Genomic DNA, 15,921 nt, shown 5'->3' with positions numbered 1-15,921 from the left:
GACTCCCAGACACATAAACCTGTAATGACATACAGTTTGGGAGGGGGAAAAGAAGTGACAACAGATCACTCGTTACGTTTTTCATTAAAAGAATCGGTTTGGTTCCAAAAAGGACAGGAAGTCGAAGAACTTTTGTCAATTTCGTTAGATCCAGACGTTGAGATAGAAGAGCTTGATTATGAAGTAATTGTAAGAGGGCAGTTAGATTTAACGGGGGAATATGTTGCTAGACAAGATGACTCTGAATTTTCGTTTAGGGAGTTATCTCCCGCAAAAGCAATTGATTATGTAGAAACAAGAGAAGACGGGGTAAACGAACTCGTCCATTCTTTTCCACTAGAAATTTCGATTCCGCGAAATCGAGTAAAACAAATTGAAGAATTGTATGTTTCGATTGAGGAATTTGATTATGAGCTAAAAGAAAATGGCTGTTTACAGCTATTAGCGGATATATCCATCTCTGGTCTGTGTGATGAAGAGAGAGTGCCAGATGAAATGGAAGAGGTAGAAATTGAGTATGCGGAAGTTAAGAGAGAGCAGGAAATAAAAGCTATAGATGAGGAGAAAACATCGGTAGAGGCTGAAGAAGTAACACTTCACACAGAATCAAATGGCTGGGAAGATTATGCATTTGAACCGTTTCAATTAGAGGAGCGGAAAGAACAGGAGTTAGAAGAGGAAGCAGAACAAGAAGAGCGTGAAAAAGAACAAGAAGTCACACCTCAATTTGAATTGTTCGGCCGGAAGGGTTTTAAGAAAGAGCAAGTAGAGAAAGTGAAAGAAGAACAGGAAGAACCATCGTACTCACAAAGAGATGAAAATGCACTATATTTAACGAAACTATTTACAAAAGAGCCGCAGGAAGAGTTCACGAAGTTACGGATGTACTTCGTGCAAGAAGGGGATACAATTGAATCGGTTGCAGAGCGTTATGAAACGTCTGTGCAGCACTTACACCGCATCAATCAAACGGATGACATTTATTTAACCGCAGGGCAGGTTATATATATACCTGTTTCAAAAGCGAAGGTAAAGTGAGTGAAGAATTTTCTTCACTCACCTCTTTTCTTTCATTTTACTGTTCGTGAAGGGGGATTTACGTTTTACTTGATTTGTATTTTTTGAATGAGAAAGGATCATTCGTATGGATATAGAATTACGAAATCGCTATGAACCAATCGTCAAACGATATCAATTGGACACCCAGCATATGGAAGAACACGGAAATGTAATGAAAATTTATACGAATCAAGGTCCATATGCATTAAAGAAATTACCAGATAAAAGATTAGAGCGGAATAATTTCATGCATCATATTCAATATTTAAAAGAAAAGGGATTTTCAAATTATGTACCTATTTATCATGCGACGGACGGAAATTATATTTTAAGTGATGGGACATATAGTTATTATTTAATGCCTTGGCTTGAGCGAGCGGAAGGGCATGGGGAGGACAATGACCAATATCATAAAATGTTTCAGACATTAGCGATGCTCCACCAAAAAACGATAAAAGAAGAAACATATACAGAAGAAGCTTTGGAGGGCCATTATACGAATATATCAGAGCGCTGGGAGAGAGAGGGAGAGACGTTAGAGCAATTTCTTGTAGAATCTGAGGCGAAGTGGTACATGTCTCCGTTTGAATTACAATATTGTACGTATTTTCATCATGTCATGAGGGCACGTGATTTTGCAACAAAACAACTGACTGAGTGGTATGAAGCGATGAAAGAGAAAGAGAAAACGCGCATTTCTTTTGTGCATGGAAATGTATCACTCAATCATTTTTTATTTGACTATGAACGGAATGGTTATTTTATTAGTTTAGAAAGATCCCAGTTCGCAACACCTGTGCAAGATATTGTTGGCTTTTATTCCCGCTCTTTGAACACATATCCAATTGCGAGAAGCGATCGCTTTGAATGGTATCAAGCATACCAAAAGAATTTTCCATTTACAAAAGAAGAGCAGCTCTTGATGTTCGCTTATTTAACGTATCCCTCCCCATTTATTCGACAAATTCATTCTTATACGAGCGCACAACAAGTTCGTAATAAGCAGAAAGAACTGCATGGTGTGAAAATGTTACAGCAATCACATTGGCTTGTAAGTAATACAGAGTATTTTCTTTCACAATTACAAGCTGCGCAGCAAGGAAACGGATAACAGCCGTAGTCTCAAGGTTCTTTGAGGCTACGGCTGAACATGTAAGCGGATTGTGGCTACAACAAAAATAATTAGGATGATGAAATCTAAAAAGGTTGGAAATAGTAAAGTGCGAATCCCTTGGAAAATAGTAAGTGGGATTGCAAAATCAGAAAACATTGTTTGTAAATTTCTGACCCATGAAGGGGCAGAAAAATTGTAGGTGCGTCGATATCGTCGCATAATGATTCCCCCGTATAGGAAGTGTAACTGCGTTATTTTCATATAGGAAAGGTGAAGGTAATATTACAGTATGCAGGATAAGTACCCAAGGTGCTTGTGTTGCATTTTTTAGTTTCTTGTATATATATAAATCCATTTTAAGTTTTCGACATTTAAATCTCTGCTATGCAGAATACAAAGTAACCTATACTCGTTTGCTCTTTCTGTTTTTACTTCGCATGTGGCAAAAAAAGCCCTGACCGCTTCTATGCATGGCCAGATGTTCTCTTCCACCTAAAAAGAGGGGTTTTATGTCGTTTTTTTAATTGATGTATATATAGTATAAAAACTTGGTTGAGCTGATTGAAAATAAAATGTAATTATTCTATAGGTAAGTCGAAAAATATTTTTATCTTGACGAATGTGGTTTCGTTTTTTACACTATTGTATATAATAAATAACAATTATATAAATGCATTGAAGGGGAAGAGTATAACATTAAACGTCTTCAGAGAGGAGAATTATTAGCTGGGAGATTCTCTAGATAGTCATGTTAGAAGGTAGCCCTGGAGCATCTTTTCTGAACGGAGTCATTCCCATTAGGAAAAGACGGATTTGTCCGTTATCAAATTAAGAGTATAAGCAAATTTTGAATTTGTTTGTAAATAAAGGTGGTACCGCGATGTCCCTCGTCCTTTTTTGGATGAGGGACATTTTTTATTCTGAAGGAGGGAAAATAATGTCAAACACGGAAAAGAATTTACCAACTAAATATGATCATATGTCCGTTGAAGAAGGCCGTTATAAATGGTGGCTTGAAGGCAAATATTTTGAAGCAAAAGGAGATGCGGAAAAACAGCCGTATACAATTGTAATCCCGCCTCCAAACGTAACAGGTAAACTGCATTTAGGTCATGCTTGGGATACAACACTTCAAGATATTTTAACACGTACAAAGCGTATGCAAGGATACGATGTATTATGGCTTCCTGGTATGGACCATGCGGGTATCGCAACGCAAGCGAAAGTAGAAGGGAAACTTCGTGAAGAAGGTATTTCACGTTACGACCTTGGCCGTGAGAAATTCCTTGAAAAAGCATGGGAATGGAAAGAAGAATATGCTTCTCACATTCGTCAGCAATGGGGAAAAGTTGGCTTAGGACTAGATTACTCTCGTGAGCGCTTTACATTAGACGAAGGTTTATCTGATGCGGTTAATAAAGTATTCGTTCAATTGTACGAAAAAGGTTTAATTTACCGCGGTGAATATATCATTAACTGGGACCCTGCAACACGCACTGCCCTTTCTGATATTGAAGTAATTCATAAAGATGTTCAAGGTGCATTCTATCATATGAATTACCCATTAACAGACGGTTCTGGTCACATTCGCCTTGCAACAACTCGTCCAGAAACAATGCTTGGTGATACAGCAGTAGCAGTTCATCCAGAAGATGATCGTTACAAGCATTTAATTGGAAAAACGGTTACACTTCCAATCGTAGAGCGTGAAATTCCGATTATTGCTGATGAGTATGTAGAGAAAGATTTCGGAACAGGTGTTGTGAAAATTACACCAGCTCATGATCCGAATGACTTTGAAGTAGGTAACCGTCACGACTTACCACGCATTTTAGTAATGAACGAAGATGGAACAATGAACGAAAAAGCTGGTAAGTATAACGGTATGGATCGTTTCGAATGCCGTAAGCAATTAGTAAAAGACTTGCAAGAAGCTGGCGTATTAGTAGAAATCGAGCCTCATATGCATGCGGTAGGTCATAGTGAGCGTAGCGGAGCAGTTGTTGAGCCTTACTTATCAACACAATGGTTCGTAAAAATGGCACCACTTGCAGAAAAGGCTGTTGCTCTGCAACAAAAAGAAGAAGAAAAAGTAACGTTCGTACCAGATCGTTTCGAGAACACATACTTACGCTGGATGGAAAACATTCATGACTGGTGTATTTCTCGTCAATTATGGTGGGGACATCGTATCCCGGCTTGGTATCATAAAGAAACTGGTGAAGTATACGTAGGTACAGAAGCACCAGCAGATATCGAAAACTGGAACCAAGATAACGACGTACTTGATACATGGTTTAGCTCAGCGTTATGGCCATTTTCAACACTTGGTTGGCCAAATGAAAATGATGAAGACTTCAAACGCTACTATTCAACAGATGCGCTTGTAACGGGTTATGACATTATTTTCTTCTGGGTATCGCGTATGATTTTCCAAGGTCTAGAGTTTACAGGAGAGCGTCCATTTAAAGACGTATTAATTCATGGTCTTGTTCGTGACGAGCAAGGACGTAAAATGAGTAAGTCTTTAGGTAATGGTATTGATCCAATGGAAGTTATCGAGAAGTACGGTGCAGATGCAATGCGTTTCTTCTTATCAACAGGAAGTGCACCAGGTCAAGATTTACGCTTTAGCATGGAGAAAGTAGAATCTACTTGGAACTTCATTAATAAAATTTGGAATGCATCTCGTTTCGTATTAATGAACATGGAAGACATGCAATACGAAGATATTGATTTAACTGGTGAAAAATCAGTTGCAGATAAGTGGATTTTAACTCGTTTAAATGAAACAATTGAAAGTGTAACGCGTAACATGGATAAATATGAATTCGGTGAAGCTGGTCGTGCATTATACAACTTCATTTGGGATGATTTCTGTGACTGGTACATTGAAATGGCGAAGATTCCATTATATGGAGAAGATGAAGCAGCGAAGAAAACAACTCGTTCTGTTTTAGCATATGTATTAGATCAAACGATGCGTTTATTACACCCATTCATGCCATTTGTAACAGAGAAAATTTGGCAGCACTTACCTCATGAAGGTGAATCTATTACAGTAGCAGCGTGGCCAACAGTTCGCGAAGATTTACAGGACAAAGAAGCAGCGGCAGAAATGCACCTTCTAGTTGACATTATTCGCTCTGTTCGTAACATTCGTGCTGAAGTAAATACACCAATGAGCAAAAAAGTTCAAATGCAAATTAAAGCAAAAGATGAAGCGGTACTGACGCAGCTTACGAAAAACAGCTCTTACATTGAGCGTTTCTGTAATCCAAGTGAATTAACAATTAAGACGGATTTACAAGCACCAGAAAAAGCGATGACTGCAATCGTATCAGGTGCAGAGTTATTCTTACCGTTAGCTGATCTAATCAATCTGGATGAAGAGAAAGCACGCCTTGAAAAGGAACTTGAGAAGTTCGATAAAGAAGTAGAACGTGTACAGAAGAAACTTGCAAACCAAGGATTCGTAGCAAAAGCTCCAGCAGCAGTTATTGAAGGAGAGCGCGCAAAAGAGCAAGATTACCTAGAAAAACGTGAAGCAGTTCGTCAACGTCTAGCTGATCTTCAAAAATAAAAATTATTTTTAAGAGACTTGCCATATTGGTGAGTCTCTTTTCTTTGCGTATAATAGAGTTAAGAAAGTTGTTTTTTTGAAAGGGGAATAGCACGCGTGGTACATACATACGAAGAAGCAATCGGCTGGATTCATAGCCGATTAAAGTTTGGTATTAAGCCAGGATTAGAAAGAATACAGTGGATGCTAGAGGAACTTGGAAATCCCGAGCGTCATATAAAATGTGTGCATCTTGCAGGTACAAATGGAAAAGGTTCAACTTTAACGTATATGCGTTATATGCTGCAAGCTGAAAACTATAAAGTTGGGGCATTTACCTCTCCATATATTGAAACGTTTAATGAACGAATTAGCGTTAACGGTACACCGATTGCAGATGAAGAAATTACTAAGCTTGTAGATATGGTAAAACCAGTTGTAGAAAAATTAGATGAAACAGATTTAGGAGAAGCAACGGAGTTTGAAATTATTACAGTAATGGCAATTTGTTATTTCGGTAAAGTAAACTTCTGCGACATTGTCTTATTTGAAACTGGTCTCGGCGGTCGTTTTGATTCTACAAATGTCATTCATCCGGTTCTAACAATAATTACAAATATCGGCCATGATCATATGCATATTCTAGGAAATACGCTAGGGGAAATTGCGTGCGAAAAAGCAGGGATTATTAAATCGGGCGTTCCTGTTATTACCGGTGTACAGGATGAAGAAGCACTTGAGGTTATCAAAAAGGTTGCCAAAGAAAAGAGTGCAAGCTTGTATGAGCTTGGAAAACAATTTACAGCGATGCGTCAGCGTTCGGATGCAGATGGAGAGCACTTTGATTTTTCTTGTCCGTTTGCTTCGTTTGAGGAAGTTCGGATCTCGATGAAAGGAAGTCATCAGGTAGGCAATGCAGCATTGGCATTAATGGCAGTTATGTATCTTAAAACATATTTGTCATTCTTACTGGAAGAGGAGCATATTCGCACAGGGTTAAGTGAAGCGTATTGGATTGGACGATTTGAAAGGTTACAAAGCAATCCTGATGTCATTATAGATGGCGCTCATAACCCAGAAGGAATTACGAGTCTTGTGCAAACAGTGAAGGATCATTATAACGATAAAAACGTTATTGTTTTATTTACTGCTCTCGGTGATAAACAGCTAAACAACATGGTAGGACAATTAGAAACGATTGCAGATGAGATGATTTTTACAACATTTACGTTTGATCGAGCGATTTCTGCTGAAGAGCTTGCGAACCATTCAAGTAAGGAAACAAAACAAGTTTTTGAGAATTGGAAAGAAGCCATTGATACGAAGATAAATGATCTTCAAGAAAGTGATGTTTTCATCATAACAGGTTCTCTTTATTTCATTTCAGAAGTTCGAAAATATATTCTTGAGAAAAACTAGGACAGCAACAGCTGCCCTAGTTTTTTTGTTCTACAAATGAAGACGAATGCATAGATATAGGATAACTATATGGGAGAATTTGACGAATCCCTCTGACAAATATCTCGGTTTTTTATGAAATGAATATGATATGATGCGGACAACGATAAGAGGTGAGGTGTGAGCGTATGGACAAGCAATCACGAACAATCTCGGTTAAGGTAAACGGAACAGAAGCGAAGTATAAAGAAAAAAAGAAAGAAAAAGATGAGTTTGATTGGATGGTAGTCGATAGTGAAACGCCGCAAAATGTAGTCCCGTTTCAGAAAACAAAGATATCCTCTATCAAACAATATCAAAAAAAATGGAGCAATGTCCTTATCTTTGCAGTTGCAGCTGCGATTATTATTGGCACGATGCTAGGAATGAGCATGCTTCATTTATTAACGGGGCAAGGGAAAACTGAAGAAGCGACGGTAACAGTTTCTCCGCAGCCGAGTGGAACAGAAACGAAGGAAGCAGGAACTGAGGAGAAGAAGAAAGAGAAGCCAAAGACAGGAAATGCGGCAGCTTTAGCACCAATCACACTATTTTTTGTTCAAGGAGGTCTATATTCCTCTGAAGAAAAAGGACAGGCTGCCATTCAAGAGTGGAAAGAGAATGGTGGCGCAGCAGCTTTAAAACCGAATGGTGATAAGTATTCACTTGTTGTGGCTATTGCTAGTGATGAACAATCTGTAGATAAATTAATGGAGCAGTATAAGAAAGATGGCGTCTCTGTTTTGAAAAAGAGCTGGGAGATTACAGATAAAGCATTGCTAAAAAATGATAAGGAATTTGGCTCCTTTTTAAACAAGTTACAGTCCTTATGTACTCATTTTGTAAAATATGCATCCAGTGTACAGGCAGGGGGAAAAGGTGATCAAAAAGAAATAGATGCGATAGAAAAGGAATGGAAGACAATTGAAACAGAAGGAAAAGCAACGAAGCGTGAGGACGTGAAAAAATTATATACGTATGCGTCCATAGCGGTACAAACGATTAAAGAAGGGAAGGATGATAAGGAGGCAGTAGCAAAATTAAATCAAGTTGTTATTGATAGTTTACTTTCATATGAAAAAATAGTTTCACAAAAAGCGAAATAATAGGATAATAAAATGAAGAGGGACGAAGTGTGTAAACTTCTTTCCCTTCTTTTCGGTTTTATACTAGATCAAAGTGCTTTCTTTATGTACAGAATATAGTTGTATAAAGTGAAACTTTAATCAGTGGGGGGCTTCAGCCTCCACTGATTATTAGCCCTCACCAATCGGGCTTTTACAGGCGTTTATCTCACGTCTAACTTCTTTGCTTTCGCCGAATTTTGAGGTGGGAGTATTACTGACTGCAAATAGCGGGATAAAAGCGAAAAATATCATTTCCTAAAAAGAAAATGATATTTTTACAATTTGTGGGGAAAATATTCATTTGATACGATTAAGTTATATGATTCTGTTACATGTAAGAAAGAAAGGAGAAAACATGAAAAAACTTATTTTAGCTTCTGGCTCACCACGCCGTAAGGAACTACTTGAACTAGCAAACGTCCCGTTTGAAATTGTCGTAAGTGAAATAGAAGAAACAATCGGTGCATATTCGTCACCTTCTGATATTGTGATGTCACTTGCTTTGCAAAAAGCGTCTGCTGTAGCAGAAAATCACGAAGATAGTGTGGTATTAGGGGCAGATACAATCGTTACATATGAATCGCGTATTCTTGGAAAGCCTAACGATGAAGCGGAAGCGAAGAGAATGTTGCAGTTCTTATCAGGAAAAACACATGAAGTATATACAGGTGTTGCACTCATTTCAAAAGAAAAAACGGTCACATTTTATGAGCGTACAGAAGTTACGTTTTGGGAGTTAACGGAAGAAGAGATTGATACGTATATTGCAACGAAAGAACCACTTGATAAGGCTGGAAGTTATGGTATTCAAGGGAAAGGTTCCATTTTTGTTCAACATATTCAAGGAGATTATTACAGTGTAGTGGGTTTACCAATTGCGCGTCTTGTTCGTGAATTGAAACAGTTTGATAGCGATGCATCCCATGCGTGAAATTGCATGGGGTTTTCTTTGCGACAAATTGAAAAAGGAGTGAAGATATGAACGGTATTCGTGATGTTTTGAAAGAGGAACAGCCACGGGAGCGTTTATTATTAGAAGGAGCAAGCAATTTATCGAATCGGGAACTTCTTGCAGTGTTGCTGAGAACTGGTTCTAAGGAAGAATCAGTTCTAACATTAGCAGGGAAAATTTTGTGCCATTTTGACGGATTACGAATGTTAAAAGATGCTACAATAGAGGAGATGACAAGTATCCATGGTGTGGGGATCGCAAAAGCATCTCAGCTTATTGCTGCTTTCGAATTAGGACGAAGAATGGTGCGCCTAGAGTATCAAAATAGATATAGCATTCGAAGTCCAGAAGATTGTGCAAGGTATATGATGGAAGAGATGCGCTTTTTGCAACAGGAGCATTTCGTTTGTTTATATCTAAATACGAAGAATCAAGTGATGCATCGGCATACAGTTTTTATTGGAAGCTTAAATGCCTCAATTGTACATCCTCGCGAGGTATTCAAGGAAGCCTTTCGCCGCGCAGCAGCCTCTATTATATGTCTGCACAACCACCCTTCAGGAGATCCTACGCCAAGCCGCGAAGATATTGAAGTAACAAAACGATTAGTGGAATGCGGTAAGATTATTGGAATTGAAGTTCTTGATCATATCATTATAGGCGACCATAAATTCGTGAGTTTGAAAGAAAAAGGTCATATTTAAGACTATTCTTTTTACTTATTTTGTTTTATAATGTGATTTATGAGTTTTTTGTAGACAACCATCTACAATAAAGGATAAAAAAATATAAAAACGTACTGTTTTATTATAAATATAAAGTAAGAAAATGAGTCCGTGAAAATGAGAAAGGAAGATAGATGATATGTTTGGAATTGGTGGTTTTACTCGTGATCTTGGAATAGACTTAGGAACAGCGAATACGCTTGTATATGTGAAAGGAAAAGGTGTTGTTTTACGCGAACCTTCAGTTGTAGCACTGCAAACTGATTCAAAACAAATCGTTGCAGTTGGTAGCGATGCGAAACAAATGATTGGTCGTACACCAGGAAACGTAGTGGCTCTTCGCCCTATGAAAGACGGTGTAATCGCTGATTATGAAACAACAGCAACAATGATGAAATATTATATTCAACAGGCGCAAAAATCAAATGGATTTTTCTCTCGTAAGCCTTATGTAATGGTATGTGTTCCATCTGGTATTACAGCTGTAGAAAGACGTGCAGTAATTGATGCAACTCGTCAAGCTGGCGCACGTGATGCATATCCAATTGAAGAGCCATTTGCAGCAGCAATTGGTGCAAACTTACCGGTTTGGGAGCCAACTGGTAGTATGGTTGTTGATATTGGCGGTGGTACAACAGAAGTTGCAATCATTTCATTAGGTGGGATTGTAACAAGTCAATCTGTTCGTGTTGCTGGTGATGATATGGATGATTCAATCATTCAATACATTAAGAAAAACTACAACTTGATGATCGGTGAAAGAACAGCAGAAGCATTAAAATTAGAAATCGGTTCTGCAGGCGAGCCAGAAGGTATTGAGCCAATGGAAATTCGTGGCCGTGATTTAGTAAGTGGTTTACCAAAAACAGTATTAATTAAACCAGAAGAGATTGCAGATGCGTTAAAAGATACAGTAGATGCAATCGTAGAATCTGTTAAAAACACATTAGAAAAAACTCCACCTGAGTTAGCAGCAGACATTATGGACCGTGGTATTGTATTAACAGGTGGCGGTGCATTACTTCGCAACTTGGACAAAGTAATTAGTGATGAAACAAAAATGCCAGTTCTTGTTGCAGAAAATCCATTGGATTGCGTAGCAATTGGAACAGGTAAAGCGTTAGATAATATTGACCTTTTCAAAACTGCTCGTTAATATTCCAAAATAAAAAACAATGAAATTAAGAGGGTGTGAACGTGCCACAGTTTTTCTTAAACAAAAGATTAATTGTTTTGTTAGTTAGTATTATTCTTCTCGTGGCATTGATTGGAATCTCATTGAAAGAACGGAAGAGTCTAACATGGCCAGAGCAGTTTGTAAAAGATACTGTCGGTGTTGTAGAACGTGTATTCCAAAAGCCAGCGGATTATGTTGCCGGGTTCTTTGAGAATGTAGAAGATGTAAAGCGCACGTATGAAGAAAATAAACAGTTAAAAGAAAAATTAGATAATTATGCGACGTTATCAGCAGAAGTAAACACATTAAAAAAAGAGAAAAAGGAATTACAAGGGATAGTTGGTATAAAAGATTCACTTGATGATCACCAAGCAATTCAAGCTACTGTTGTCTCTCGTAATCCAGATAAATGGTACGATTTAGTTGGAATTGATAAGGGAGCACAACAAGGTATTAAGAAAGATATGGCTGTTATGACTCCAAAAGGCTTAATTGGGCGTGTGAAAAGTGTATCTCAATTTACATCAACAGTAGAGCTGTTAAGCTCCATGAATCGTACAAACCGTATTTCTGCTGTTGTACAAGGAAAAGAAGATAGCATCTTTGGATTAATTGAAGGCTATGATAAAGAAAAACAATTACTTCTTTTCACAAAGATTTCATCTAATGTACAAGTAGAAAAAGGTCAGATGGTTGTAACGTCTGGACTTGGTGATATTTTCCCGAAAGGTTTAGTGATTGGGAAAATTGTAGATGTTCAACCAGATGCATACGGATTAACACAAACAGCTTACGTAGAACCTGCTGCGGATTTAAATGATGTAAATCATATTATGGTTGCAAAACGAGATAAGCCTTCAGCACCGCTAGAACAATAAGGGGGAGAAGAAATGACGACTATTTTAAAAAGGGCGGTTCTTCCTCTTCTGCTCCTTTTTGTTTTTTTATTTGAAAATATGTTTTCGACTGTAGTTCCGACAGAATTATTTTGGAAGAACAGCATAGCAACGCCGCATTTCTTTATCATTGTCCTATGTTTCATTGCCGTGTATTACAGTCCTCTTCAAGGTATTTACTATGGACTATTGTTCGGTTTTCTATTTGATGCGGTATACACAGAACTTGTTGGTGTATATATATTTGCTTATCCAATTTTAGCGTATCTTGTTTATAGTGCGATGAGAGTCTTGCAATTGAACTTATTTATTGTTTCTTTTATCGTATTAACGGGTATTGCAGCATTAGAGTATTATGTATATGGATTCTTAACGTTATTAGGACGTATTCACGTACCAGCGCATATCTTTTTCACAGATCGTCTCCTCGCTACTTTATTGCTAAATGGAATTTTCTTATTGATAGTTTGTTTCCCACTGAGACGATATCTTGTGCGTCTTTCAAAAGCGATGGAAGAAAAAGAAAAAAGGATTTTCTGATTTTATGTCGAATTGAATCGGTGGGGTGAACTTTAGTGGAAGAAAAAAAGCAACAGAATGTAACAATAAAGGGGACAAAAGATGGACTAACACTTCATTTAGATGATTGCTGTTTATTTACTGAATTGTTGCAAGAACTGGATGAGAAACTTTCAACCCATTATTACGATGGTGATGAGCGCTCATTAATTGAAGTGTATGTTAAAGTAGGAAATCGCTATTTGACAGAGGTGCAACAAGAAGAAATTCGTACCTTAATTCGCAATAAGAAAAATCTTGTTGTGGATTCTATTGAGAGTGATGTTATAACAAAAGCTGAGGCTATAGCTTGGAAAGAAGAAACAGAAATTGTCCCTATTTCCAAAATTGTTCGCTCGGGTCAAGTTTTGCATGTAAAAGGGAATCTATTATTAATTGGAGATGTTAATCCAGGTGGAACGGTTATCGCTGGGGGGAATATTTTTGTCATTGGAACATTACGAGGAATTGCACATGCTGGATATTATGGAGATACAGATGCTGTAATTGCGGCATCTGTTATGAATCCAATGCAACTTCGAATTAGTGATGTGACAATGCGGGCTCCGGAAGAGAAAGAAGACGGAGCAGAGACGGCAGAATGTGCGTATATTAATGAGAACAATCACATTGTTGTCGATCGCCTGCAACTTCTCACTCATCTTAGACCTAATTTAACAAAGTTAGAAAGGGGAATTGTATAGCTGTGGGAGAGGCAATAGTAATTACATCTGGAAAAGGCGGGGTAGGCAAAACTACAACGTCTGCAAACATTGGTACAGCCTTGGCATTATCCGGGAAAAAGGTATGTTTAATTGACACGGATATTGGTCTAAGAAATTTAGACGTAGTAATGGGGCTAGAAAATCGTATTGTATTTGATCTTGTTGATGTCGTCGAAGGTCGTTGTCGTTTACCTCAGGCTCTCATTAAAGATAAGCGCTTTGATGAGCTTTATTTATTACCTGCAGCACAAACGAGTGATAAATCCGCGGTAACACCTGAACAAATGGATGAGTTAATACAACTATTACGTCAAGATTATGATTACATATTAATTGATTGTCCTGCAGGTATTGAGCAGGGATTTAAAAATGCAGTAGCAGGTGCGGATAAAGCTATTGTTGTAACGACACCTGAAGTATCTTCTATGCGCGATGCGGATCGTATTATCGGGCTTTTAGAAAAAGAAGATATTGAACCACCAAAACTTGTCATTAACCGTGTGCGTAGTCATATGTTACATGAGCAAGATATGCTTGATGTAGATGAGATTGTACGTACACTTTCGATTGAATTACTTGGAATTGTCGAAGATGATGATGAAGTTATTCGTGCTACAAACACAGGGGAGCCTGTAGCATTGCAGCCGACTGGAAAAGCAGCGTTAGCTTATCGAAATATTGCAAGACGCTTGTTAGGTGAAAATGTACCATTACAAGCGTTTGAACGAGAGAAAGTATCCGTATTTACAAAGATGAAAAATTTCTTTGGAATTCGTTAGAAGCACTTCGCATATATGCGGAGTGCTTTCTTTTTTCTTCTCATGAATATCTTCCTGTTAGGGCTCATACATATGTACAAACTGTATAAAGTTACGCAAATAGATAACGGTGTCTACTTTGAAGTTTCACTTGATTTGCTAATTGAATAAAAGGTGGAAAAAGGAAGGGGACAGGATGAAGAATAGACGGGTAGAGGAAATTCGAAAACGGATTGCGAAGAGAAAAGAAGAACAAGAGAAGCTAGAGGAAGAACAATATTTCTCTGGAGAAAATTTTGATGGAGAAACGATATTCATTGAAGAAGGTGAAAAGGAGATTCATCCCCTTTTTCGTAAGGAAGTCTTTTTATTTAAGGTTTTATTATCCGCCATACTGGTTCTTTCAGTAGCCATTTTATTTAAAAATGCGCCCGCCCCTCTTAATGGAGCACGAACTGCTGTAACGAAAGTGATGCAGGAAGAATTTCAGTTTGCGGCAGTGTCAAAATGGTATGAGGATCAATTTGGAAAGCCACTTGTATTTTTATCTACGAGTAAAAAGAAGCAAGGAGTAGAACAAAAAGATTATGCAGTTCCAGCCTCTGGGAAAGTCATGCAGGGCTTTCAGAAAAATGGGCAAGGCGTATTTGTACAAACAGCTGCGGATGCAACTGTTGAATCAGTGAATGAGGGAGTTGTTATTTTTGCTGGCAAGAAAGATGGGCTTGGAAATACAGTTGAAATTCAACATGCGGATGGTACGGAATCATGGTATGGAAATTTAAATGAAACATCAGTGAAGTTATATGATTACGTTTCAAAGAAGCAAAAAGTTGGAACGGTCGGTAGTGATACGGATCATAAGAATGGTAAATTTTATTTTGCAATCAAAAAGAATGAAAAATTTATCGACCCGATTCAGGTGATTTCATTTGACTAAATATAGCGAAGTACTGTCAAAAATTACGATACATCCATTGTTCTGGGGGATTATAACCATTGGGATTTTTACAGCACGTTTTAAAGAATTATTACTTTTATTTTCCATTGTATTGATTCATGAACTTGGGCATGCATTCGCAGCGGCCCATTATAACTGGCGCATCAAGCAAATACAACTCTTGCCATTTGGTGGTGTGGCGGAGCTTGAGGAACATGGGAATAAGCCGTTAAAAGAAGAATTAGTCGTTGTGATGGCAGGGCCGATTCAACATGTATGGATGATTGGAATGGCATATATTTTATATCGAGCAGGATGGGTTAATGATGACCTGTATCATTTTTTTGTGTGGAACAATTTCATCATTTTAGGGTTTAATTTGTTGCCGATTTGGCCACTGGATGGCGGGAAAGTTTTATTTAATGTGTTATCACATCGATTTCCTTATTTACAAGCACATGAGAAAATGATGAAAATATCATGTGTTTTTTTTAGTGTGATATTGGGATGGCAGCTACTTTGGAATAGTAATAATATTATGATGTGGGTGCTTCTTCTTTTTTTAGCCATTTCGTTATATCAAGAATGGAAGCAGCGGCGTTATGCATTTATGCGTTTTTTACTAGAACGTTATTATGGAAACAAGCGAGGTATTGAAAAGATTGCTCCCATTGAGGTAAAAACAGATGATCGGTTATATACGATTTTCACCAAGTTCCGCAGGGGGTATAAACATTCCATTATTGTTCATGGTAAATATAAAGAGCACTATACATTAGATGAAAATGAATTGCTATACGCATATTTTACTGAAAAGCGAACAACCTCATCTGTGGAAGAGTTAATTGGTTAGTGTTGACGATGACACTAACCTTTTATATTGTAGGAAGA

General features: G+C 37.8%; 15 protein-coding genes and 1 other annotated feature. Of the genes, 14 read left to right on the top strand and 1 reads right to left on the bottom strand.

Annotated features, from left to right (window positions below):
• Positions 1-24: 24 nt before the first annotated feature.
• On the top strand, positions 25-1,038 hold the full coding sequence (gene spoVID, locus ACIQ7L_RS17775) for a stage VI sporulation protein D (RefSeq protein ID WP_400570793.1): 1,014 nt from the start codon (positions 25-27) through the stop codon (positions 1,036-1,038).
• Between the two features lie 106 nt (positions 1,039-1,144).
• Positions 1,145-2,170 (top strand): spore coat protein YsxE, encoded by a 1,026-nt coding sequence (gene ysxE / locus ACIQ7L_RS17770; RefSeq protein WP_400570792.1) that lies wholly within the window; start codon positions 1,145-1,147, stop codon positions 2,168-2,170.
• Positions 2,171-2,197: 27 nt separating this feature from the next.
• Here the strand turns inward: ysxE and ACIQ7L_RS17765 are convergent, their stop codons facing one another.
• Positions 2,198-2,392, bottom strand: a complete 195-nt coding sequence (locus ACIQ7L_RS17765; RefSeq protein ID WP_400570791.1) for a hypothetical protein — start codon at positions 2,390-2,392, stop codon at positions 2,198-2,200.
• A 447-nt stretch (positions 2,393-2,839) separates the two neighbouring features.
• Positions 2,840-3,071: a binding site (T-box leader), on the top strand.
• A gap of 39 nt (positions 3,072-3,110) precedes the next feature.
• Here ACIQ7L_RS17765 and ACIQ7L_RS17760 point away from each other — a divergent pair.
• The 12 genes from ACIQ7L_RS17760 to ACIQ7L_RS17705 all read left to right on the top strand — a co-directional run bounded on the left by ACIQ7L_RS17760 (position 3,111) and on the right by ACIQ7L_RS17705 (position 15,883).
• Positions 3,111-5,756 carry a valine--tRNA ligase gene (locus ACIQ7L_RS17760; protein WP_400570790.1) on the top strand — a complete coding sequence of 882 codons (2,646 nt, stop codon included), beginning with the start codon at positions 3,111-3,113 and terminating at the stop codon, positions 5,754-5,756.
• 96 nt (positions 5,757-5,852) lie between these two features.
• Complete coding sequence (locus tag ACIQ7L_RS17755; RefSeq protein ID WP_400570789.1) at positions 5,853-7,154, top strand: bifunctional folylpolyglutamate synthase/dihydrofolate synthase; 1,302 nt, start codon at positions 5,853-5,855, stop codon at positions 7,152-7,154.
• Positions 7,155-7,321: 167 nt separating this feature from the next.
• Positions 7,322-8,278: a stage II sporulation protein B gene (locus tag ACIQ7L_RS17750; protein WP_400570788.1), complete on the top strand. Its 957-nt coding sequence runs from the start codon at positions 7,322-7,324 to the stop codon at positions 8,276-8,278.
• A gap of 376 nt (positions 8,279-8,654) precedes the next feature.
• Positions 8,655-9,230 carry a Maf family protein gene (locus ACIQ7L_RS17745; RefSeq protein WP_400570787.1) on the top strand — a complete coding sequence of 192 codons (576 nt, stop codon included), beginning with the start codon at positions 8,655-8,657 and terminating at the stop codon, positions 9,228-9,230.
• A 47-nt stretch (positions 9,231-9,277) separates the two neighbouring features.
• A complete protein-coding gene (radC, locus tag ACIQ7L_RS17740; RefSeq protein ID WP_097898107.1) occupies positions 9,278-9,955 on the top strand; it encodes a RadC family protein in 678 nt (225 codons plus the stop codon).
• Positions 9,956-10,115: 160 nt separating this feature from the next.
• A complete protein-coding gene (gene mreB, locus ACIQ7L_RS17735; protein WP_400570785.1) occupies positions 10,116-11,132 on the top strand; it encodes a cell shape-determining protein MreB in 1,017 nt (338 codons plus the stop codon).
• A 41-nt stretch (positions 11,133-11,173) separates the two neighbouring features.
• Positions 11,174-12,031 carry a rod shape-determining protein MreC gene (gene mreC / locus ACIQ7L_RS17730; RefSeq protein ID WP_400570784.1) on the top strand — a complete coding sequence of 286 codons (858 nt, stop codon included), beginning with the start codon at positions 11,174-11,176 and terminating at the stop codon, positions 12,029-12,031.
• Between the two features lie 12 nt (positions 12,032-12,043).
• On the top strand, positions 12,044-12,589 hold the full coding sequence (mreD, locus tag ACIQ7L_RS17725) for a rod shape-determining protein MreD (protein WP_400570783.1): 546 nt from the start codon (positions 12,044-12,046) through the stop codon (positions 12,587-12,589).
• 35 nt (positions 12,590-12,624) lie between these two features.
• The gene (minC, locus tag ACIQ7L_RS17720; protein ID WP_097898103.1) at positions 12,625-13,311 is read left to right on the top strand and encodes a septum site-determining protein MinC; all 687 of its coding nucleotides are present in this window, start codon (positions 12,625-12,627) and stop codon (positions 13,309-13,311) included.
• Between the two features lie 2 nt (positions 13,312-13,313).
• Positions 13,314-14,111: a septum site-determining protein MinD gene (minD, locus tag ACIQ7L_RS17715; RefSeq protein ID WP_097898102.1), complete on the top strand. Its 798-nt coding sequence runs from the start codon at positions 13,314-13,316 to the stop codon at positions 14,109-14,111.
• Between the two features lie 175 nt (positions 14,112-14,286).
• Positions 14,287-15,030 carry a peptidoglycan DD-metalloendopeptidase family protein gene (locus ACIQ7L_RS17710; RefSeq protein ID WP_400570782.1) on the top strand — a complete coding sequence of 248 codons (744 nt, stop codon included), beginning with the start codon at positions 14,287-14,289 and terminating at the stop codon, positions 15,028-15,030.
• The gene (locus tag ACIQ7L_RS17705; RefSeq protein WP_400570781.1) at positions 15,023-15,883 is read left to right on the top strand and encodes a M50 family metallopeptidase; all 861 of its coding nucleotides are present in this window, start codon (positions 15,023-15,025) and stop codon (positions 15,881-15,883) included. The genes ACIQ7L_RS17710 and ACIQ7L_RS17705 overlap by 8 nt, the downstream gene beginning before the upstream one ends.
• The last annotated feature ends 38 nt before the right edge of the window (positions 15,884-15,921 follow it).

Origin of the sequence: Bacillus sp. NPDC094106 (genome assembly GCF_044764345.1) — a bacterium.
Lineage (GTDB): Bacteria > Bacillota > Bacilli > Bacillales > Bacillaceae_G > Bacillus_A.
The sequence above is the reverse complement of the archived record's forward strand: the minus strand, read 5'-3'. Positions and strand labels throughout refer to the sequence as shown.

What these genes read in the sequence shown, in the direction of transcription:
- spoVID (WP_400570793.1), top strand. Translation starts at nt 25, where the DNA reads ATGACATACAGTTTGGGAGGGGGAAAAGAAGTGACAACAGATCACTCG.
- ysxE (WP_400570792.1), top strand. Translation starts at nt 1,145, where the DNA reads ATGGATATAGAATTACGAAATCGCTATGAACCAATCGTCAAACGATAT.
- ACIQ7L_RS17765 (WP_400570791.1), bottom strand. Translation starts at nt 2,392, where the DNA reads ATGCGACGATATCGACGCACCTACAATTTTTCTGCCCCTTCATGGGTC.
- ACIQ7L_RS17760 (WP_400570790.1), top strand. Translation starts at nt 3,111, where the DNA reads ATGTCAAACACGGAAAAGAATTTACCAACTAAATATGATCATATGTCC.
- ACIQ7L_RS17750 (WP_400570788.1), top strand. Translation starts at nt 7,322, where the DNA reads ATGGACAAGCAATCACGAACAATCTCGGTTAAGGTAAACGGAACAGAA.
- ACIQ7L_RS17745 (WP_400570787.1), top strand. Translation starts at nt 8,655, where the DNA reads ATGAAAAAACTTATTTTAGCTTCTGGCTCACCACGCCGTAAGGAACTA.
- radC (WP_097898107.1), top strand. Translation starts at nt 9,278, where the DNA reads ATGAACGGTATTCGTGATGTTTTGAAAGAGGAACAGCCACGGGAGCGT.
- mreB (WP_400570785.1), top strand. Translation starts at nt 10,116, where the DNA reads ATGTTTGGAATTGGTGGTTTTACTCGTGATCTTGGAATAGACTTAGGA.
- mreD (WP_400570783.1), top strand. Translation starts at nt 12,044, where the DNA reads ATGACGACTATTTTAAAAAGGGCGGTTCTTCCTCTTCTGCTCCTTTTT.
- ACIQ7L_RS17710 (WP_400570782.1), top strand. Translation starts at nt 14,287, where the DNA reads ATGAAGAATAGACGGGTAGAGGAAATTCGAAAACGGATTGCGAAGAGA.